Origin of the sequence: Polaromonas sp. YR568 (genome assembly GCF_943372955.1) — a bacterium.
In the GTDB taxonomy this organism is placed as follows: Bacteria; Pseudomonadota; Gammaproteobacteria; order Burkholderiales; family Burkholderiaceae_C; genus Polaromonas.
The window spans coordinates 864,603-882,556 of sequence record NZ_CALSAL010000001.1 but is presented as its reverse complement, the minus strand read 5'-3'; the positions used below and the strand labels follow the sequence as shown (position 1 = coordinate 882,556).

The following is a 17,954-nucleotide window of genomic DNA, read 5'->3' as shown; positions in this document are numbered from 1 at the left end:
CTTCCCCCCTCGAGGGGGCGGCGCCTGCGGCCTGGCAAAGCCAGTTCCGCGGCGCCTGTTGGAGGAGAAACTGCAAAATCTCTCTTGGTATTGCTCCAGTCACTCTTCCAGGTGCATCAAGCTGAGGCCGATCGCCCCGCGGCGTCGCAGCCAGGGCGAAGGCCGGTAGCGCTGGTCGCCATACACCGTCTGCATGTTGAAGAGCACCTCCAGTACATTGGTGGGGCCGTAGCGGTCGCCCATGGCCAGAGGGCCCAACGGGTAGCCCAGACCGAGAGTGACGGCGGTTTCGAGGTCTTTCGGCGAGCAGATGCCCTGCTGGCAGATGTCGCTGGCGATGTTGACGATGGTGGCCACCACGCGCTGGGTGACGAATCCGCCGCTGTCACGGATCACGCTGACGGCCTTGCCATCGCGTGCGAACAGGGCGTGCGCCGCATCGCGCATGTCGGTGCGGGTGGCGGGGTTGGTGGCCAGCACGCGGCGCTTGGTGGCGGCATCGTCAATCAGCAGGTCGATGCCGATGGTGCGGGCCGGGTCCAGACGCTCCACCACGGCCACGGTGGTGATGTCAAAGCCCAGTGGCGCAACAATCATCAGTGCCTGCGGCGAGGCGGAGGCACCGGTTTCAATCTTGGCGCCAAGGTCCTTGAGCAGTTGCAGCAGCTCGGAGCGGCGCGAGGCGCGTGGCGACACCCAGACCGGTGGCAGGTTCTCGACCTGCGGGATGGCGGGTTCGGCAGGCGTCTGCATCGTGCCATCCACATAGCGATAAAACCCCTCGCCAGTCTTGCGGCCGAGCACGCCGCCGGCCAGCCGTTGCGCGGTGATGACGCTGGGGCGGTAACGGGCTTCTTCAAAGTACTGGTGATAAATCGATTCCATCACCGGATGCGACACATCCAGCGCGGTGAGGTCCATCAGTTCAAACGGACCCAGCTTGAAGCCGGCCTGGTCTTTCAGGATGCGGTCGATGGTGGCGAAATCGGCGATGCCTTCACTGACGATGCGCAAGGCTTCGGTGCCGTAGCCGCGCCCGGCGTGGTTGACGATGAATCCCGGCGTGTCCTGTGCCTGCACGGGCGTGTGGCCCATCTGCCGCGAATACGTGCAAAGCCCGGCGCAGACCGAAGGGTCGGTCTTCAGGCCTGCAATCACTTCCACCACCTTCATCACCGGGACCGGATTGAAGAAATGCAGGCCCGCCAGACGCTCTGGTCGCCTGAGCTTGGCGGCCATGGCCGTCACGGACAGCGACGAGGTGTTGGTGGCGAGGATGGTTGTGTCGGGCACGACCGCTTCAAGTTCGGCGAACAGGGCGCGCTTGACGTCCATTCGTTCCACCACGGCTTCGATCACCAGATCGCAGGCGGCCAGATCGGCCAGCGTGTTTCCGGCCGCCAGTGCCTTGGTGTAGCTGGCCACCTGTTCGGCCTGGAGCCGGCCTTTGCCGAGCAGCTTGTCCCACTGCGCCGTGATGTCTTTCAGGGCCTGGGAGGTGGCCATGATTTGTGAGTCAAAAAGTACTACACGGCTTCCGGCTTGTGCTGCGATTTGCGCGATGCCGCGACCCATGGCGCCGGCACCCACAACGCCGACTGTTTTATATTGTGGTTCCATGAGGTGCATTATTGCCCAGCGTCTTTCACAAGGCTGGTTCAAAATGGCGTCAGGAATCATTGCTTCCGTCCGAACAGGTTCGTCTTTCTGTGCACTATCGTTACTTTTCAACCGCTCTGCTGGCTGTCATGACGGTCACTGGGGCCCACGCCGTGACGCTGGGCTCCAATCTCCGGTCGGCTGTCAATGGTGAGCCGCTCGATCTTCTGATTCAGAGCCGGCTCGATGCCAGCGAAGATCCAGAGAAACTGTGTCTGCAGGCAGAGGTTTTTTACTCGGACCGCAAGGTAGACAGCCAGAACGTACAGCTGCAGTCGGAAAAAACCGCCGTAGCCGGAGAGGCTCTGATACGGGTCCGGACGAGTGTCCCGGTGGACGGGCCCGTGGTGACGGTTCACCTGAGCGGCGGTTGCCAGCAGAAGATGGTGCGACGCTACACCGTGCTGGCCTCTGTGGCGCCCCGGTTGGGCGGCCCCCGGTCTGACAACCCGGACCGTCTGCAGGCGCTGGAGACCAGCCTTCAGCGTGTCCAGGAACAGTTGCGTGAGAGCAATGCGGCACAGGCACAACTTCGCAATCAACTGGAGGTGGCCCGGGCTGAGCGCTACTTCAACGGCTGGGTCTTCACCTTGATGTCACTGTTGGCGCTGGCCTTGCTGGGCATTTTTTTCCTGCGTTCGCAATTGGGCAAGTTGCAGGCGGCGTCTTTGAGCGGTGCAGGAAGCAGGGCCGGAAGCAGGGCCCGAGGCCCGTCTGAAGCGGCGCCCAGTGCGGCGCAGGAATTCAGCTCCCGTTTTGGTGATCTGGTCGCGCCTGCACCGTCCAGACACACCGACTTTTCCGTTTTGTCGGCGCTTGAACCTGATGAGGATGTGTCGGTTCCTGTTCCCGCCCCTGCTGAAGCGGCACCAGAGGCCCCACGCAGCCAGACCCGCTCGAGTGGTCCGGCGACGCTGGCGCCCGGATCGCCTTTGCCGCGAAGGGACCGCAACCGGTTTTCAGTCAGCGTGCCACACGACATCGGCGGAGCCACTGCCGCCGAGCTGGTGGATTTGCAGCGTGAACTGGACCGTCTGGCCCGGCGCGGAGAGCAGGGCAGGGCGGTGGAATTGTTGCTGCGCCACCTGGCCAAGAACGTCAATACTGGCATGGTGGTGTACCTGAACCTGTTTCACCTGTACCAGCAGCTTGACCGTCCGCAGGACTACGAGAAGCTCAGGGCCGATTTCAATCAGGTCTACAACGCGTCCATTCCGCCCTTTGGCGATTTTGTGAGCAGTGGGCCGGGCATTGAGGGAGCACCCGCCCTGCTTGAAAAGATACAGGCGCTCTGGCCGCAGCCAGTCGTTCTTCAGGTGATTGAGTCCGCCTTGTTCAAGCCGGTGGATGGACAGCCCGCCATGGTGGATTTACGCACCTGCACCGACCTGCTGAGCCTCTACGAGTTCGCCAAATTCATGAGCGAGAGCGCTGTTGATCTGCTCGATGGCGTGACGGGCGTGGATGCCCTGCAGCGCGCCATGACCCCGCCCGCATCGCGCCGTTTAGGGATTGACATTGATCTCACCGAACCCGGTGAACTCAAGCGCAAACCTGCAAGCAGTCGTGTGGAAGGGGGGCGTGCCCTGGCGGGGGCTCACGGCGCTCAGTCCGGCGATTCAGCGCAGTCGAACGAAGTGTCTTTCGAGCCCACGCTTCTGGACAACCTGGTGGATTTCGACGACAACGACACCGGCTACGGCACCGGCGATTTTCCGAAGCCCGCCTGAGTTGTGCGGCGCGGGTCGAGGGGACCGCCGCCAGTTGCCCCCGAAGACGCTGCAGTGGCTTAGCGGCGCACCTGCAAGGCACCCGGATTGACAATGTTGGTCGGGGTTCCCTTGATGAAGTTCACCACGTTGTCAAACGCTGCGCCAAAATACAGCTCATAGCTGTCCTGCTCGACATAGCCGATGTGCGGCGTGCAGATGCAGTTCTCCAGCCTCAGCAAGGCGTGGCCCTGCAAAATGGGTTCCGACTCAAACACATCAATGGCCGCCATGCCAGGCCGCCCACGGTTGAGACCGGCAATCAACGCTTCTGGCTCAATCAGCTCGGCCCGGGAGGTATTGACCAGCAGTGAAGTCGGCTTCATGCGCGAAAGGTCTTCGAGGGTGACGATGCCGCGTGTCTCCTCGTGCAGGCGCAAATGCAGACTGATCACATCGCACTGCTCGAAAAACTCGCTCTTGCTGGCGGCGACTTCAAAACCGTCTGCGAGTGCGCGTGCGCGCGATGCCTCCCGCCCCCAGACGACCACACGCATGCCGAATGCGCGGCCATAGCCAGCCATCAGTTGGCCTATCTTGCCGTAGCTCCAGATGCCCAGCGTTTTGCCCTTGAGCACATAGCCAATACCGAAATTGGGTGGCATCGCTCCTGATTTGAGGCCCGCTTGCTGCCAGGCGCCATGCTTGAGATGCGCCACGTACTGGGGAATCCGCCGCATCGCCGCCATCAGCAGCGCCCAGGTCAGTTCAGCTGGAGCGACGGGCGAGCCGACACCCTCTGCCACAGCGATGCCGCGCTCCGTGCAGGCTGCCACGTCAATGTGGCTGCCGACCTTGCCGGTCTGCGCCACCAGCTTGAGCTTGGGCAGCTTCTCGATCACCTGACGGCTCAGGTGGGTGCGCTCCCGGATCAGCACGATCACGTCGGCCTCCTTGAGGCGGACGGACAGCTGGCCAATGCCCTTGACCGTGTTGGTATAGACCTTGGCGGGGTAGGCGTCGAGCTTTGCCGCGCACTGCAGCTTGCGAACCGCATCCTGGTAGTCGTCGAGGATCACAATATTCATGCCAATATTGTGCCTGCAACGTCCCCCAGTACAGCGATAACACGCGCGGACCGCCCGCGCCTTTCTGGCGTGGGTCGTCGCAGAATGCCTCTGCAGCGGCGCGAACGGGTACCTGCCTCGGGCAGGGCGGCCCGTATCAGCCGCCGGCTGACTCCAGTCGTGCCATGCGGTCCAGTTCGGCACAGACATCGGCCATGCGGCCGGTGATGACCATGCGGCCGGCGCAGGAAGCGCCAACGCTGGCGTCAAATTCGCGAACGATTTTCAGCCGACTCTGGCGCGAGGCGCGCGCCATGCCGCCACAGGCCCGAGGCGTGTTGCCGCCCTGCGTATTCACACTGTGCGCCCTGCGTCGCGGCAAATGGTCAGACGAGGGCTGCATCTGCACGGACCCGCTGGCCCGCGGTGCGGCGTGGTGTGCCGGAACAAACCAGCCCGCCAGCGCCTGTACGGGCGCAAGAAGGATCGACAACAAAGGTGAAGAAGAAAAACTGATGATTCCCATGATGAACTCCTGTTGGAAAGAAGGTTTACACAGGCAGGATTCAGGCTGACAGTGTTGCCAGCGGAGCCGCCACGGCAGGGTGTTGGTCTTCACGAACCAAACGCCCGCCACCTGCCGTGCGGCTGGATGCGGGTTACGCTACATCAGCATGGTGTTGCGGATCAATCCGACCGCGAGGCCTTCGAGCTCAAACGGCTCGCCAGGCTCCACCACAATGGTTTTGAAATCGGGGTTTTCGGGCAGCAGCTCAATGAGGTGCTTGTTGCGGCGGAAGCGCTTGACGGTGACCTCGTCGCCCAGTCGGGCCACCACGATCTGTCCGTTTTTGGCTTCCTTGGCCTGTTTCACGGCCAGCAGGTCGCCGTCCATGATGCCGACATCGCGCATGCTCATGCCGCGCACCTTCAGCAGGTAGTCGGGCTGGCGCTGGAACAGGCTGCTTTCGAAATAGTAGGTCTGGTCGATATGCTCCTGCGCGAGAATCGGACTGCCAGCAGCAACCCGCCCCACCAGCGGCAGGGCGAGTTGGGCTAGGCTTTGCAACGGCAGGGAAAACTGTTTGATGCGCGATTCGTTCAGTGAGCGCAGGGTGTCGCTGCGCAGCCGGATGCCGCGAGAGGTACCGCTGACCAGCTCGATCACGCCCTTGCGGGCAAGGGCCTGCAAATGCTCTTCAGCCGCATTGGCGGACTTGAAGCCGAGTTCGGTGGCGATTTCAGCGCGTGTGGGTGGTGCGCCGGTGCGGGCGATGGCGCTTTGAATCAGCTCAAGGATTTGCTGCTGGCGCGCCGTGAGTTTGGGGCCTTCAGACGACAGATGGGGAAATTCATTCGTGTTCATGGGCAAAACTCCGTTGTCTCAGAGGTGGTGCAGCGATGGGGCGGCGCCGCGTGGCTGCGGGTCTTTCGGCGGTCTCTGTGTAAAGTGCTCGAAGGGCATAAGGGACATAAAGGGCATGTTGACCGTTTGAGTGACCTGAACCAATTACTTTTCGGGGTGTGTTGCGCTGGTAGTCCACCGCTGTCTTGTTCCCAATTTGTTCCCGATGATTCTCTGCTGAACTGTTTTAATATCCAGTAACTGTATTTTCATCCAGTTTTTCTCAAAATGCAAGTCACCACACCATGACGCCTTCCAAACTCGTGATTCTGGGGACCGGCGGGACGATTGCCGGTCTTTCGTCCAGCGCCACCGACAACATCGGCTACACCGCGGCGCAGGTGGGTGTGGCCCAACTGGTCGAGGCGATTCCGGCCCTGCTGGCGGGCGGTGCGGTGGTCACCGAGCAGGTCGCGCAGCTTGACAGCAAGGACATGGATTTCGCCGTCTGGGCGGCATTGGCCTCGCGGATCAACGACTTTCTGGCCCAGACCGACGTGTGCGGGATCGTCATCACCCACGGAACCGACACGCTGGAAGAAACCGCTTTTTTCTTGCAGGCGGTCTGCCAGCCGGCCAAGCCGGTGGTGCTGACCTGCGCCATGCGGCCGGCCAGCGCACTGACGCCCGACGGTCCGCAGAACGTGCTCGACGCAGCTGCGGTGGCGCGCCATCCGGGCGCGCAGGGCGTGGTCGTGGTGTGCGCGGGAACCATTCACGGTGCCATCGATGTGCAGAAGGCGCACACCTACCGCCTCAATGCCTTCACGCCGGGCGATGCCGGTCCGGTAGGCTATGTGGAGGAAGGGTGCGTCCGGCAGCTGCGCGACTGGCCTGCCGGCTCTGGCAGTGGCGACCACTTGGCAGCAGTTGCTTCGGGTACGGCTACCTCTTGGCCACAGGTTGAAATCGTGATGAGTCATGCCGGTGCCCGCGGCAAAGTAGTCGATGCGCTGGTGTCCAGTGGCGTGCAGGGGATTGTGGTTGCCGCCACCGGCAACGGCACGGTACACCACGCGCTGGAGCAGGCCCTGTTGCGGGCTCAGGCCGCGGGTGTCCAGGTTCGTCGCAGCACGCGTTGTGCAGAGGGCCATGTGCTGCCTCGACCGGACGACGCGATACCCGACTCCAAAGGTCTTTCCCCGGTCAAGGCCCGCATCGCGCTCATGCTGGAGCTGATGGGCTGGCCTGGGACGAGGTAAGCGCCGCATGTTTGCCGGAATCAATTTGCCCTGGGACTGGGCCTATCCTGCGCTAGAGGTGCTCCACCTGATCGGCGTGGCGCTGCTGCTCGGTAATCTGGTGCTCCTGGAACTGCGCGTGTTTGGCCGCGGTGCGGCGCTGCCTGTGGTTGAGCTGGCGAGGCTGAGCCTCACACTGGTGGCCATCGGTTTCACCATGGCGGCACTGTCAGGCACGCTGATGTTCGCCACCCAGCCGTCGGAACTACTCGGCAACCGCGCATTTACCCTGAAGATGTTGTTGCTATTCATCGCAGGTTCCAATGCAGCCATGTTCCACGCGCGCCAGTCCCTGACGAAGATGGATGGAGTGGCCCGCGTGCACATGGTGGTGTCCACCGTGCTCTGGCTGGCGATCATCGCCCTGGGCCGCTGGATTGCGTATGTCTGAATAAGGAGTTTCCATGAAACGACGTGAAGTCATGTTCGCGGCGCTTGCCGTGCCCACACTGAGCCTGCCGATGCTGGCGCGTGCCCACCACGGGTGGAGCAGTTTCGACCAGGACCGCCCGATCTATCTGGAGGGCAAGGTCACGAAGTCCAAATGGCAAAACCCCCATGCTGAACTGGAGCTCGAAGTGCCCGCCGGGCTCAAGCTGCCGGGCGATCTGGCCCAGCGTTCCGTGCCTGCGCAATCGGCCGGCATCGACGGCAAGGCGCTGCTGACCAAAGCCGTGGTGCCGAACCGCAAAGACCGCCGCTGGGAGATTGAACTGGCCCCGCTGACCCGCATGAACGCCTGGAAAGTCAACGAAATCAAGGTCGGTGACAGTGTGTCCATGGTGGGCTTCATCTTCAAGGAAGAAAAGGGCGAGCCCATCCTGCGGGTGGAATACCTGTTTGTAGGCAACCAGGCCTACGGCCTGCGGTCCAGCCCGGTCTGAAGCAGAAAAAAAGGCCCGCGAGGGCCTTTTTTCAGGGGACGGTCAGCGCTTCAGGAGGCTGGTTGCGTTCCAGTCATCCCTTGTAGCCGGCCAGACGCGGCAGGGCCAGCGTCAGATCCGGCCAGACTGTCACAAGGGCCAGCGCCCCCAGCATCACCAGCAGGAAGGGCATGACCTCGCGCATCAGCACGCCGAGCGAGACGTTGGCGATTTTCATCATCATGAACAGTAGCAGTCCGTAAGGGGGCGTGATGAGACCAATCATGATGTTGAGTACCGCCATCACGCCAAAGTGAACCGGGTCGATGCCCAGTGCGACAGCGGTGGGCAGCAGCACCGGCAGGATGATCAGGATGATGGTCGAGCCTTCAAGGAAGGCGCCCAGCACCAGAAGCACCAGGTTGACCAGCAACAGAAAACCCAGCGGCGAGAGCTCCAGCCCCTTGAGTTGCACGCTGAGTGCTGCAGGGATGTTCTCGGATGTGATGACATAGTTGAACACCAGCGCGCCGGCAATCAACATGCCGATGGAGATGCTCATGCGCGCACTGGACAGCAGGGAGTCGTAAAGGTCTGCCCAGCGCATGCTGCGGTAAAGACCTGCCGAGATCAGCAGGGCGTAAGCGGCGGCCACGCCTGCCGCCTCGGTGGGCGTGGTGATGCCGCTGTAGAGGCAGCCCAGCAGGATAACGGGCAGCATGAGCGCCGGGAACGCCTCGCGCGTGATGCGCGGCATGTCCCGCAGCGGTACCCGTGGTTCCAGCGGAAAGCCACGGCTCTTGGCGAGGTAGTAGATCAGGCCCATCTGTACGGCGCCCAGCATCAGCCCGGGCAGTACACCGCCGATGAACAGATAGCCAATCGAGGTGCCCGACACCAGCGCGTACAGCACCAGCGGGATCGACGGCGGCAGGATGGGCCCGATGACAGAAGACACGGCACTGAGTGCCGCTGCGAAGCCTGGGGTGTATTTGCCGTCCCGGGTCATCATCGTTTGCATCACCTTGCCTGAACCGGCGGCGTCGGCCAGCGCGCTGCCCGACATGCTGGCGAAGACCACGCTTTGCAGCACATTCACCTGTGCGAGGCCACCCGGAAAGCGGCCAACGATGGCATTACAGAAACGCAGCAGCCTGTCCATGACGCTGCCCGTGCTCATGATGGTGGCAGCGAAGATGAACAACGGTATGGCCAGCAGCAGGAAGCTGGAATAGGTGCCGTTGAGCAGTTGCTCGGCAGCGGTGCCCATGTCCATGCCCTTGAGGTAGAGGTACAGCACGGAGCCACCGATCATGGCGTGGCCAATGGGCACGCCGAGCAGGCTCAGGGCCACGATGACGACAAGCGCCATGGAGAAAGGGCTGGTGAAATTCACGATAGGTTCACAGTGCGGATCCCGAGACGGGCAAGTCGTCGGTTTTTGGTGCCGGTCCACGGATGAGCTGACGCAGGCAACGGGCAATCACCGCCACGACAAAGACCACGTAGATGGAATAGGTGATGTCCATGCGAATGCCGAGATAGGAGCTTTTCTCGACCTTCATGAAGCTCACATAAGACCAGGTCGCGGGCAGCGACATGCCAAACAGCACAATCAGGCTGAGGGCGCCAATCGCGTGAACCACGCGCCGCCTGCGCGGCCCGCCCGCGTCGGCAAACGAGTCAATGCGGATTTCCTCGTTGTCCTTCAGCACAAAGGCCGCGCCCCAGAGCACCAGCCACAGCCATGCGGCCAGCGACAGCTCGGTCGTCCAGCCGACGGGCCAGTTGAGCAGATAGCGCATGACGATCTGCACAATGAAGGCGACGAAGATCACCGCCAGCAGCGCTGCCGCCACCGCTTCGGCGAAGCGGTGGAGTGGCCGGGTGATCCGGTCAAACATCGGCAGCGCCTTATTTCAGCGCGTTGATCTTGTCCACCATGCCAGCTGGCCAGCCCTTGGCTTCGTCCGAAGCCAGGTACATCTTCTGTGCATGCTCGCGGAAGGCATTGACGTTGGGCGCGTATACGTCCAGCCCCTGCTTGCGGAAGGATTCCGCCAGCTCTGCCTCGCGCTTGGTGTGCTCGGCGGCGCTCCAGGCGATGGCCTTGTCCGCCGCTGCCTGGAAGGCCTTCTGTTTGGCCGGTGACATGCTGTTCCAAGTTTTCATGTTGACCGTGAGCAGGTCGTAGCCCACCAGGTGGGATGTCAGCACGATCTGGTTCATCACCTCGTTGAACTTCATGTTCTGCACGTTGGGCAGCGGGTTGTCCTGGCCGTCAATCGCGCCGGTCTGCAGGCCGGTGTAGGTCTCGGCGTAGGCCATCGGCGTGGGGTTGGCACCCAGGGACTTGCCAAGCATCTGCCAGGCATCGCCGGGGGGCATGCGCAGCTTCACGCCAGCCAGGTCGGCTGGCACGGCAATCTTCTTTTTGCCCTTCAGGCCGACGTGACGCGTGCCGAAGAACGTGGGGCCCAGAATCTTGATCTTCAGCTGGTCTTCAGCCATTTTCTTCATCTGCGCACCCAGGTCGCTGGAGAAGAACGCGGTCAGGTGATTGGCGTCACGGAACAGGTAGGCCGAGGTCAGCATCGACCAGGCTTGCACCTGCTTGGAAATGTCCTGCGGCGAGATATTGCCCATCTCCAGGTTGTCGCGCTGCAGGGCCACGAGCTCGGTGCCCTGACGGAATAGCGTGGAGTTCAGGTACATCTCGACCTTGAAGTCGGCGGCGACGTCCTTGGCGAACATGTTCATCATTTCCGCGCGGATGTCCTTGTCCGAGAAAACGGCGGCAAAGCGCAGAGTGGGCGCAGCCTGGGCCCAGACGGGCAGGGCGCTGCCTGCGGCGAGCGTGGCGCCAGTGAGCAGCAGGGTGCGGCGTGCGATGGAAGTGGTCATGGTTTGTCTCCTGTGATGTGGTGAGTGAAAAAACGCTTTAGTACTCGGTCGAAATCGATATTCAAAAACTGGTGTTCAGACAAGCCTTCAGGTCGGTATTTGAAGGGGTGTTAAAGGGGCATTCAAAAGGATTTTCAGGCGCCTGCCAGTCGCTGTGCCACGGCGCGGATGGCCAGTTCATAGCCAAACGGTCCGAAGCCGCAGATCACGCCGGTGGCAGCCAGCGACACCAGCGAATTTTGATACAACGGATCGCGCTTGTGGATATTGGTGACGTGAACCTCGGCAATCGGCTGGTCCAGCGTCTTGAGGGCATCCAGCACCGGGATGGAGCGGAACGACAATCCGGCCGGGTTGATGATGACACCAGCTGACTTTTCCCGCGCTTCCTGAATCCAGTCAACCATCACGCCTTCGTGGTTGGTCTGGCGAAATTCGCAGCCCAGGCCCAGTTCGCCAGTGACACGGCGGCAAAGCTGCTCGACTTGCGCCAGCGTGGTGCTGCCGTAAAGGTGCGGCTCGCGGATGCCCAGCAGGTTCAGATTGGGTCCGTTGAGGATGTAGAGGGTAGCGCTCATGCAGCAGATTCTTTCGCCATCACCGAAAGCGGTTTCCAGACTGGAAACATGTTTCATAATATGAAGAATGAGTATTGCACTGGACCGCGGCCTGTCTGTGCTGGAGCACCTCGCCCAGCACCCTCAAGGCCTTCCCATCACCCTGATTTCGCATGAGCTGGACATTCCGCTCAGCGCCTGCCATCGTCTGCTGGCTGACTTGCAACGCTGCGGGTATGTGCGGCAGGCGCGCCGACAGGGCGACTACGTGCTGACGACGAAGATGGTATCGCTGGGCCTCGGGTTCCTGAGCAGTGCCGGTATTGTGGACGTGGCAGAGCCGCTGCTGGAGCGGCTTGCGCAAACCTCGGGAGAGCTGGTACGCCTGTCCATCGTCGACGAAGACCGCCTGACCTGGGTCGCGAAATCGCAGGGCATACGGCAGACCGGTCTGCGATACGACCCTGACATGGGCCAGGACGCACGGCTGTCGTGCACTGCCTCCGGCCACGCGTGGTTGATGACGATGAGCGACGAACGCGCGCTGGAGCTGGTCTCGCGCCAGGGATTTGGCACCCCGGCCGAGTACGGACCGAAGGCACCCACCACGATCAAGGCCCTGACGGGTTTTCTGCATGCGGCGCGGGTGCGTGGCTACGCGATGATTGATGAAGTGTTTGCCCCCGGCATGGCGGCCATGGCCGCGCCGGTGATGCGGCGCCGCGAGGTGATCGGGGTGATCAGCATTGCCGGTCCGCTCAGCCGGTGTAGCACTGCGCGTATGCATGAACTCTCTGCGCCGCTGCTGGCGGCCGCTGCCGAACTTGGACCGGTCAGCAACGCTTCCAACCTGTTTGGGCGTCCTCCGCTGGGCAAGGGCTGATACCGCCCACCCGTGCTGCTGCAGGACTGTCAGCTTGCCAGCGCCTGCAAGGCGCGGGAGGTAATTTCGTCCACGCTGCCGGTTCCGCTGATAGCGCGGTATTTGGGGGCATTGAGCGGGTCGGTTTTGGCCCAGCCAGAGTAGTAGTCGACCAGGGGGCGTGTTTGCGCGCTGTAGACCTCGAGGCGTTTCTTCACGGTCTCTTCCTTGTCGTCGTCGCGCTGGATCAGCGGCTCGCCAGTCACATCGTCCTTGCCTTCCACTTTGGGCGGGTTGAACTTGACGTGGTAGGTGCGACCAGATGCCGTGTGCGAGCGGCGGCCGCTCATGCGCTCAATGATGGCCTCGAAGGGCACATCGATTTCCAGCACGTAATCGAGCTTCACGCCGGCAGCCTTCATGGCGTCGGCCTGGGGGATGGTGCGCGGAAAACCGTCGAACAGGAAACCCTTGGCGCAATCGTTCTGGGCGATGCGTTCCTTGACCAGGTTGATGATCAGGTCGTCGCTGACCAGCCCGCCAGAGTCCATGACTTTCTTGGCTTCCACGCCGAGCGGGGTGCCCGCCTTGACGGCGGCACGCAGCATATCACCGGTCGAAATTTGCGGAATGCCGTATTTCTGGCAAAGAAAGGTGGCTTGCGTGCCTTTGCCGGCGCCTGGTGCGCCCAACAGAATCAGTCTCATGGATGTCCTCGGATTTTTTATGGATTCGAAAAATCAGACCGGGCGGCCCCTGCGTCATGGCCCATGGCCTTGATGCGAAGCGTTTCGGGATGCCGCGCGTCCGGTTTGCGGAACCCATGTCTGTCTGGCGTCGAGAGTAGCATATGCACCTCCCCGGTGCCTTACAGGATGGGCTTGGTTTAGTGGGGTGGCAGGACAAACAGTTTTCTAATTCTGTCCAGGTCCTCGGGCGTGTCCACACCGGCTGCCGGAGCATGCTCCGTGACGTGCACCGCGATCCGGTGGCCGTGCCACAGCACCCGCAGCTGCTCCAGGCATTCCAGCTGTTCCAGCGGCGACGGTGGCAAGGCCGGAAACTGCTTTAGGAAGCCGACGCGATAGCCGTAAACGCCGACGTGCCGCAGGGGCGCTGGCAGGCCGCTGCCGGTCTGCCACCACGCCTGGCCCGGCAGATCGCGCGCGGCAGGAATGGGCGAGCGGCTGAAGTAAAGCGCGGTCTGGCGCGCGTCCAGAACCACCTTGACGACATTCGGGTTGTGCAGGTCAGCCAGATCACTGATGGCGTGCGCGGCCGTGCTCATGGCGCAATCAGGCCGGTCGGTGAGCTGGCGGGCCACGGCGTCGATCAGCGCCGGGTCGATCAGCGGCTCGTCACCCTGCACATTGACCACGGTATCGGCGTCGGACAACCCGAGCGCAGTGCAGGCTTCAGCCAGGCGGTCGCTGCCGCTGGGGTGATCGGTTCGCGTCAGAACCGCGGCTATGCCAAAGGTCGCGCATTGATCGACGATGGCGGCGCTGTCTGCTGCGACCACCGTGCGGGTGGCGCTGCTCTTTAGCGCCTGCTGCGCCACCCTGACGACCATGGGCACGCCGTGGATGTCTGCCAATGGCTTGTTGGGAAGCCGCGTGGATGCCAGGCGGGCCGGAATGAGAACGGTGAAACTCATCGCTGCTTGCCGGGTGCCATCAAAGGCCAAGCTCCTCGTCGGTCAGGGTTCGCGCTTCGTTCTCGAGCAGGATGGGCAGGCCATCACGCACAGGGTAGGCCAGCCGCGCACTGCGGGAGATGAGTTCCTGTTTCTCGCGGTCGTATTCCAGTGGCCCCTTGGTCACGGGGCAGACGAGCAGTTCAAGCAGTTTGGTGTCCATGGGTCACGATGGTAAGGGAGAAACAGCCGATGTCAGATGGGGTGCCAGCAGCCTGTCGAGTGCCGCGAAGAAGGCCGGCTCAGGCGTGAACGCCAGTGGCACGGCGAGCACACGAACCCCAAGAGCAGCCGGCAGGCGGAACAGCTTGACGGCATCTTTCTGTGTGCACAGCACCGTCCGGCCGGAATGTACAGAAAGCAAGCGAACGATGTCGGGTGTGTCCAGCGGATGATGGTCTGGCAGCGCAAGCGCCTCATCCAGCTGCAGGCCGCGCGCCCGCAGCATCGTGAAAAAAGCCTCGGGATGGGCGATGGCTGCCATGGCGACCAAAGGCTGCCCGGCAAGTTCTGCGAGCGGCGTAACATGGCCATCGGCGGCCACGCCATGCGGCATCAAGTCTCTGGACGATGTGAATCCGTCAAAGGCAGGCCGCTGGCCGGTGTGCAGCACAAGGTCAATTCGTCCCGGGCCCTTCAATGGCCAGGACTCCCGCAGCGGACCAGCAGGCAGCAACCAGCCATTGCCCAGACCGCGGTCATCAAAGACGGCGATGTTGATGTCACGTCCCATCGCCAGATGCTGCAGGCCATCGTCACTGACCACGACCTGCGTGTGCGGGTGTGCCTTGAGCAGCGACTCCACGGCCTGCGCCCGGTTTGCAGCCACAACAACCGGGGCGCCTGTCGCCTGATGGATCAGCGCAGGCTCGTCGCCTGAATCGCGCAGCGGCGTGCTGGCAGTGACTTCGGTCATCGCGGCGCTGGTGCGACCGTAGCCCCGCGACACCACGCCCACTTTCAGCCCTTTCGATTGCAGGTGGTGCACCACGCTGATCACCACCGGCGTTTTGCCGGCGCCACCGGCCACCACATTGCCGACGACGATCACAGGCACCGGAAAGCGCGTGGTGTGCAGCAGACCGCTGCGGTAAAGCCATGCACGAGCGGCCACTAGTATTGCGTAAACGCATGACAGGGGCCACAGCAGGCAGGCAAGCCAGCCGCGGCGGGTCCAGGCCTGCAGCAGCAGATGTTTCATGGATGTCGCCTGGTCGCCGCTGGGTGGCCCGGGCTGGCGCTACTGCGCCGAGCTTTGGGTGGCGAAGGTGATCTGCGCCAGACCTTCTCGCCGCGCGGCTTCCATCACCGTCACCACCGACTGGTGTGTGGCTGTGGCGTCCGCGCTGATGATGATCACGCTGTCCGGACCGGCTTTTGCAGCGCCCGTGAGTGCAGCGCCCAGTGCCTGCACGCTGCGGCCTTCAACAGGCGTCTTGTTGACCATATACCGCCCATCGTTGCTGACAGCCACGATCACTTCGCGTGCGTAGTCGCGCTGTTTGTCGGCATCGGCCACCGGAAGCTTGACCTGCAGTTCGGTGAATTTGCTGTAGGTGGTCGACAGCATCAGGAAGATGAGCACCACCAGCAGAACATCGATGAACGGAATCAGGTTGATTTCCGGCTCGTCGTGGGGGCGAGGGCGGAAGTTCATTTGCGGAGCGTATTGAGATGCCGCACAAACCGCTCTGCGGCCAGCTCCATGGTCAGCAGATAACCATCGACGCGGGCGCGGAAATAGCGCCAGAAAATCAGGGCGGGAATGGCCACAATCAGGCCGAAAGCGGTGTTGTAAAGCGCGATTGAAATACCCTGTGCCAGCTGGGCCGGGTTGCCCGCGCCGCTGGCGTTGACACCGCCACCGCCAGGCTGGGAGCCGAAGATTTCAATCATGCCAATCACCGTGCCGAGCAGGCCGAGCAGTGGCGCTGCCGAGGCGATGGTGGCCAGCGCTGCCAGGTAGCGTTCGAGCTTGTGTGCGGCTTTCCGGCCGGCGCCCTCCATGGCAGATCGTAAATCGTCTTCGCTGACGCGCGGGTTGGTGTTGAGTGTGCGCAGACCAGTGGCGAGTACTTCACCGAGCACCGAGTTCTGCTCCAGCTGCGTCACCACGTCGGGCGTGGGCACGCTGGCACGGGATACGGTGATGGCCTCATCGAGCAGTTGGGGAGGAGCGACCTTTGAAGTTTTGAGGCTGGCAAAGCGCTCGATGACCAGTGCGAGCGCCAGAATGGAGCAGGCAATCAAGGGCCAGATGGGCCAGCCTGCGGCTTGTATGATCGAAAACAATCGGCTTCTCCGTACGGATAAATTCTGTTGGATTATGGACCACCGGCGAGCCGCAGAGGGTGCTCGCACGAGGCGTGCCTCCGGCCTTTCGGCTGGCCCGGAACAAGTGCGCAAACCCACAGAACGTGTGGATAACTTTGTGGGCAAGTCGGTGTGCAGCGCCCGGCGAGCCGCGCCAATTCGTCCTTGTGACAAATCGATGAAATTTTGAGCAGAATTAAGTCATTCAAAATCAATGAGTTACACGAATTTATCGCGCTATGCGCGCCAAAGCGCACTGGCAAGCCGCACCAGGGGCTCCTCTGTGGAGTATTACCCCCGCCAAATCAGGGGCTTTGACCTTGTTTGAGGAGTCCGCTCCGGACGAACTGGCCCCCGATGCGGTACGCGGTGCACGGGGCCGCGTGTGGCCGGTGGGTTCGCTGCTGCGGGCGATTGCCGACAGCCTGGAGGCCCGTTTCAATCCGGTGTCGGTGCAGGGGGAGGTCAGCGGCTTTTCGCGTGCAGCCAGTGGGCACTGCTACTTTTCCCTGAAAGACCCGCAGGGTCAGGTGCGCTGTGCCATGTTCCGGCGCGCCGCCAGTCTGCTGGACTTTACGCCGCGCGACGGTCAGCTGGTCGAAGTGCGCGGCCGTCTGGGTGTTTACGAGCCGCGTGGCGAGCTTCAACTGGTGGTCGAATCCATGCGCCAGGCGGGGCAGGGCAATCTTTTCGAGCAGTTTTTGCTGCTCAAGGCCCGGCTTGAAGCCGAAGGTTTGTTTGACAGCGCCAGAAAGCGCGAGCTTCCGCTGATGCCGCGAGGCATCGCACTGGTGACCTCGCTGGGCGCCGCCGCCCTGCACGATGTGGTGAGCGCCCTCGAGCGCAGGGCACCGCACATCCCCGTGGTGATCTATCCGGCCAGTGTGCAGGGCGCGCAGGCCGCAGGCGAACTGGTCAGGGCCATGAACACCGCTTTCGCGCGGCGCGACGAAGACCAGACCGACGTGTTGCTGCTGGTGCGCGGCGGCGGCGCGATGGAAGACCTGTGGGCGTTCAACGACGAGCAACTGGCCCGCACCATCGTGGCCTCACCCATGCCGGTCGTGAGCGGCGTCGGCCATGAAACCGACTTCACGATTGCCGACTTCTGCGCTGATGTGCGGGCACCGACGCCCACTGCGGCCGCCGAGCTGTGCGCCCAGCCGCAAGCCGTGTGGATGGGTGTTCTGGGGCAGGTGGCCGATCGCCTGCAGAGGGGTGTGGACCGCCAGCTGCAGGCACAGAACCAGCGACTCGACTGGGCCGCATCCCGGCTGAGCCAGCCTTCGCATGGGGTCACCCGACACAAGGCGCAGCTCGACTCGGTCGCCCAGTCGCTGCACCACGCGGTGCAGCGGCGGCTGCTTTCCGAGCGGGGGGAACTGCAGAGCCTAGGCGCGACCTTGCCGCTGCGGCTGGCCAGCTGCATGCAGCATCACAGCCAGCGGCTGGAACGCGCGCGCCTGCGGCTCGGGCTGCTCGATCCCCAGCTGGCGCTGCAGCGCGGTTACGCATGGCTGGCCGATTTGGAGGGCAAGCCTGTGACAGGCGTGGCCCAGACCCGAACAGGCCAGGCTTTGCGCGCTACCCTTGCCGACGGCGAGGTCGATTTGACGGTCTCCGCGCCACGCCTGATTTAGTTTTTACAATTGCAGGCGCGGAACGCTGCGGCGTATCC

20 protein-coding genes are annotated in these 17,954 nt (G+C 62.7%); 6 read left to right on the top strand and 14 right to left on the bottom strand.

All coding sequences use genetic code 11. From position 1 onward, the window contains the following. Window positions 1–99 precede the first annotated feature (99 nt). Window positions 100–1,620 (bottom strand): 3-hydroxyacyl-CoA dehydrogenase, encoded by a 1,521-nt coding sequence (locus tag AAG793_RS04200; RefSeq protein WP_341904441.1) that lies wholly within the window; start codon window positions 1,618–1,620, stop codon window positions 100–102. A gap of 128 nt (window positions 1,621–1,748) precedes the next feature. On the opposite strand from AAG793_RS04200, the gene AAG793_RS04195 reads away from it, so the two are divergent. After that, window positions 1,749–3,389: a hypothetical protein gene (locus AAG793_RS04195; protein ID WP_341904437.1), complete on the top strand. Its 1,641-nt coding sequence runs from the start codon at window positions 1,749–1,751 to the stop codon at window positions 3,387–3,389. Window positions 3,390–3,448: 59 nt separating this feature from the next. On the opposite strand, the gene AAG793_RS04190 is transcribed toward AAG793_RS04195, so the two are convergent. From AAG793_RS04190 to lexA, 3 genes are all read right to left on the bottom strand, one after another. After that, window positions 3,449–4,456, bottom strand: coding sequence for a D-2-hydroxyacid dehydrogenase family protein (locus AAG793_RS04190; RefSeq protein WP_341904435.1), 1,008 nt, complete (start codon window positions 4,454–4,456; stop codon window positions 3,449–3,451). A gap of 136 nt (window positions 4,457–4,592) precedes the next feature. Further along, the gene (locus AAG793_RS04185) at window positions 4,593–4,961 is read right to left on the bottom strand and encodes a hypothetical protein (protein ID WP_341904431.1); all 369 of its coding nucleotides are present in this window, start codon (window positions 4,959–4,961) and stop codon (window positions 4,593–4,595) included. Between the two features lie 138 nt (window positions 4,962–5,099). After that, a complete protein-coding gene (lexA, locus tag AAG793_RS04180; RefSeq protein ID WP_341904428.1) occupies window positions 5,100–5,801 on the bottom strand; it encodes a transcriptional repressor LexA in 702 nt (233 codons plus the stop codon). 284 nt (window positions 5,802–6,085) lie between these two features. Here lexA and AAG793_RS04175 point away from each other — a divergent pair, with 284 nt between their 5' ends. The 3 genes from AAG793_RS04175 to AAG793_RS04165 are packed head-to-tail and all read left to right on the top strand — an operon-like array spanning window position 6,086 to window position 7,965. After that, complete coding sequence (locus tag AAG793_RS04175; protein WP_341904426.1) at window positions 6,086–7,042, top strand: asparaginase; 957 nt, start codon at window positions 6,086–6,088, stop codon at window positions 7,040–7,042. A 7-nt stretch (window positions 7,043–7,049) separates the two neighbouring features. Next, entirely contained in the window at window positions 7,050–7,472 is a 423-nt protein-coding gene (locus AAG793_RS04170) for a hypothetical protein (protein WP_341904423.1), read from the top strand. A 13-nt stretch (window positions 7,473–7,485) separates the two neighbouring features. Further along, on the top strand, window positions 7,486–7,965 hold the full coding sequence (locus AAG793_RS04165; RefSeq protein WP_341904420.1) for a DUF6152 family protein: 480 nt from the start codon (window positions 7,486–7,488) through the stop codon (window positions 7,963–7,965). A 73-nt stretch (window positions 7,966–8,038) separates the two neighbouring features. Here AAG793_RS04165 and AAG793_RS04160 read toward each other — a convergent pair whose 3' ends face one another. From AAG793_RS04160 to AAG793_RS04145, 4 genes are all read right to left on the bottom strand, one after another. Further along, entirely contained in the window at window positions 8,039–9,316 is a 1,278-nt protein-coding gene (locus AAG793_RS04160; RefSeq protein WP_341904417.1) for a TRAP transporter large permease, read from the bottom strand. A 31-nt stretch (window positions 9,317–9,347) separates the two neighbouring features. Beyond that, window positions 9,348–9,848 (bottom strand): TRAP transporter small permease, encoded by a 501-nt coding sequence (locus AAG793_RS04155; RefSeq protein WP_341904415.1) that lies wholly within the window; start codon window positions 9,846–9,848, stop codon window positions 9,348–9,350. A 10-nt stretch (window positions 9,849–9,858) separates the two neighbouring features. Then, entirely contained in the window at window positions 9,859–10,848 is a 990-nt protein-coding gene (dctP, locus tag AAG793_RS04150) for a TRAP transporter substrate-binding protein DctP (RefSeq protein ID WP_341904412.1), read from the bottom strand. A 134-nt stretch (window positions 10,849–10,982) separates the two neighbouring features. Beyond that, the gene (locus AAG793_RS04145; protein ID WP_341904410.1) at window positions 10,983–11,426 is read right to left on the bottom strand and encodes a type II 3-dehydroquinate dehydratase; all 444 of its coding nucleotides are present in this window, start codon (window positions 11,424–11,426) and stop codon (window positions 10,983–10,985) included. A gap of 67 nt (window positions 11,427–11,493) precedes the next feature. On the opposite strand from AAG793_RS04145, the gene AAG793_RS04140 reads away from it, so the two are divergent. After that, entirely contained in the window at window positions 11,494–12,288 is a 795-nt protein-coding gene (locus tag AAG793_RS04140) for an IclR family transcriptional regulator (protein ID WP_341904407.1), read from the top strand. 29 nt (window positions 12,289–12,317) lie between these two features. On the opposite strand, the gene adk is transcribed toward AAG793_RS04140, so the two are convergent. From adk to AAG793_RS04110, 6 genes are all read right to left on the bottom strand, one after another. After that, a complete protein-coding gene (adk, locus tag AAG793_RS04135; protein WP_341904404.1) occupies window positions 12,318–12,974 on the bottom strand; it encodes an adenylate kinase in 657 nt (218 codons plus the stop codon). Between the two features lie 179 nt (window positions 12,975–13,153). Next, complete coding sequence (kdsB, locus tag AAG793_RS04130; RefSeq protein ID WP_341904402.1) at window positions 13,154–13,924, bottom strand: 3-deoxy-manno-octulosonate cytidylyltransferase; 771 nt, start codon at window positions 13,922–13,924, stop codon at window positions 13,154–13,156. A gap of 19 nt (window positions 13,925–13,943) precedes the next feature. Further along, window positions 13,944–14,126 carry a Trm112 family protein gene (locus AAG793_RS04125; protein ID WP_341904400.1) on the bottom strand — a complete coding sequence of 61 codons (183 nt, stop codon included), beginning with the start codon at window positions 14,124–14,126 and terminating at the stop codon, window positions 13,944–13,946. Window positions 14,127–14,129: 3 nt separating this feature from the next. Then, entirely contained in the window at window positions 14,130–15,164 is a 1,035-nt protein-coding gene (gene lpxK / locus AAG793_RS04120; protein ID WP_341904397.1) for a tetraacyldisaccharide 4'-kinase, read from the bottom strand. Between the two features lie 39 nt (window positions 15,165–15,203). Then, entirely contained in the window at window positions 15,204–15,620 is a 417-nt protein-coding gene (locus AAG793_RS04115; protein WP_341904394.1) for a biopolymer transporter ExbD, read from the bottom strand. Beyond that, window positions 15,617–16,255: a MotA/TolQ/ExbB proton channel family protein gene (locus AAG793_RS04110; protein WP_341904391.1), complete on the bottom strand. Its 639-nt coding sequence runs from the start codon at window positions 16,253–16,255 to the stop codon at window positions 15,617–15,619. Before AAG793_RS04110 ends, AAG793_RS04115 begins: the two co-directional genes overlap by 4 nt. Before the next feature lie 341 nt (window positions 16,256–16,596). Here AAG793_RS04110 and xseA point away from each other — a divergent pair, with 341 nt between their 5' ends. Then, a complete protein-coding gene (gene xseA, locus AAG793_RS04105; protein WP_341904389.1) occupies window positions 16,597–17,916 on the top strand; it encodes an exodeoxyribonuclease VII large subunit in 1,320 nt (439 codons plus the stop codon). Window positions 17,917–17,954 lie beyond the last annotated feature (38 nt).

Bases quoted from the DNA above. Each gene is read 5' to 3' on its own strand.
- AAG793_RS04195 (WP_341904437.1), top strand. From the start codon at position 1,749: ATGACGGTCACTGGGGCCCACGCCGTGACGCTGGGCTCCAATCTCCGG.
- dctP (WP_341904412.1), bottom strand. From the start codon at position 10,848: ATGACCACTTCCATCGCACGCCGCACCCTGCTGCTCACTGGCGCCACG.
- kdsB (WP_341904402.1), bottom strand. From the start codon at position 13,924: ATGAGTTTCACCGTTCTCATTCCGGCCCGCCTGGCATCCACGCGGCTT.
- AAG793_RS04190 (WP_341904435.1), bottom strand. From the start codon at position 4,456: ATGAATATTGTGATCCTCGACGACTACCAGGATGCGGTTCGCAAGCTG.
- AAG793_RS04160 (WP_341904417.1), bottom strand. From the start codon at position 9,316: ATGGCGCTTGTCGTCATCGTGGCCCTGAGCCTGCTCGGCGTGCCCATT.
- AAG793_RS04155 (WP_341904415.1), bottom strand. From the start codon at position 9,848: ATGTTTGACCGGATCACCCGGCCACTCCACCGCTTCGCCGAAGCGGTG.
- AAG793_RS04165 (WP_341904420.1), top strand. From the start codon at position 7,486: ATGAAACGACGTGAAGTCATGTTCGCGGCGCTTGCCGTGCCCACACTG.
- AAG793_RS04170 (WP_341904423.1), top strand. From the start codon at position 7,050: ATGTTTGCCGGAATCAATTTGCCCTGGGACTGGGCCTATCCTGCGCTA.
- AAG793_RS04175 (WP_341904426.1), top strand. From the start codon at position 6,086: ATGACGCCTTCCAAACTCGTGATTCTGGGGACCGGCGGGACGATTGCC.
- AAG793_RS04125 (WP_341904400.1), bottom strand. From the start codon at position 14,126: ATGGACACCAAACTGCTTGAACTGCTCGTCTGCCCCGTGACCAAGGGG.
- AAG793_RS04200 (WP_341904441.1), bottom strand. From the start codon at position 1,620: ATGGAACCACAATATAAAACAGTCGGCGTTGTGGGTGCCGGCGCCATG.
- lexA (WP_341904428.1), bottom strand. From the start codon at position 5,801: ATGAACACGAATGAATTTCCCCATCTGTCGTCTGAAGGCCCCAAACTC.
- AAG793_RS04140 (WP_341904407.1), top strand. From the start codon at position 11,494: ATGAGTATTGCACTGGACCGCGGCCTGTCTGTGCTGGAGCACCTCGCC.
- AAG793_RS04185 (WP_341904431.1), bottom strand. From the start codon at position 4,961: ATGGGAATCATCAGTTTTTCTTCTTCACCTTTGTTGTCGATCCTTCTT.
- adk (WP_341904404.1), bottom strand. From the start codon at position 12,974: ATGAGACTGATTCTGTTGGGCGCACCAGGCGCCGGCAAAGGCACGCAA.
- lpxK (WP_341904397.1), bottom strand. From the start codon at position 15,164: ATGAAACATCTGCTGCTGCAGGCCTGGACCCGCCGCGGCTGGCTTGCC.
- AAG793_RS04145 (WP_341904410.1), bottom strand. From the start codon at position 11,426: ATGAGCGCTACCCTCTACATCCTCAACGGACCCAATCTGAACCTGCTG.
- AAG793_RS04115 (WP_341904394.1), bottom strand. From the start codon at position 15,620: ATGAACTTCCGCCCTCGCCCCCACGACGAGCCGGAAATCAACCTGATT.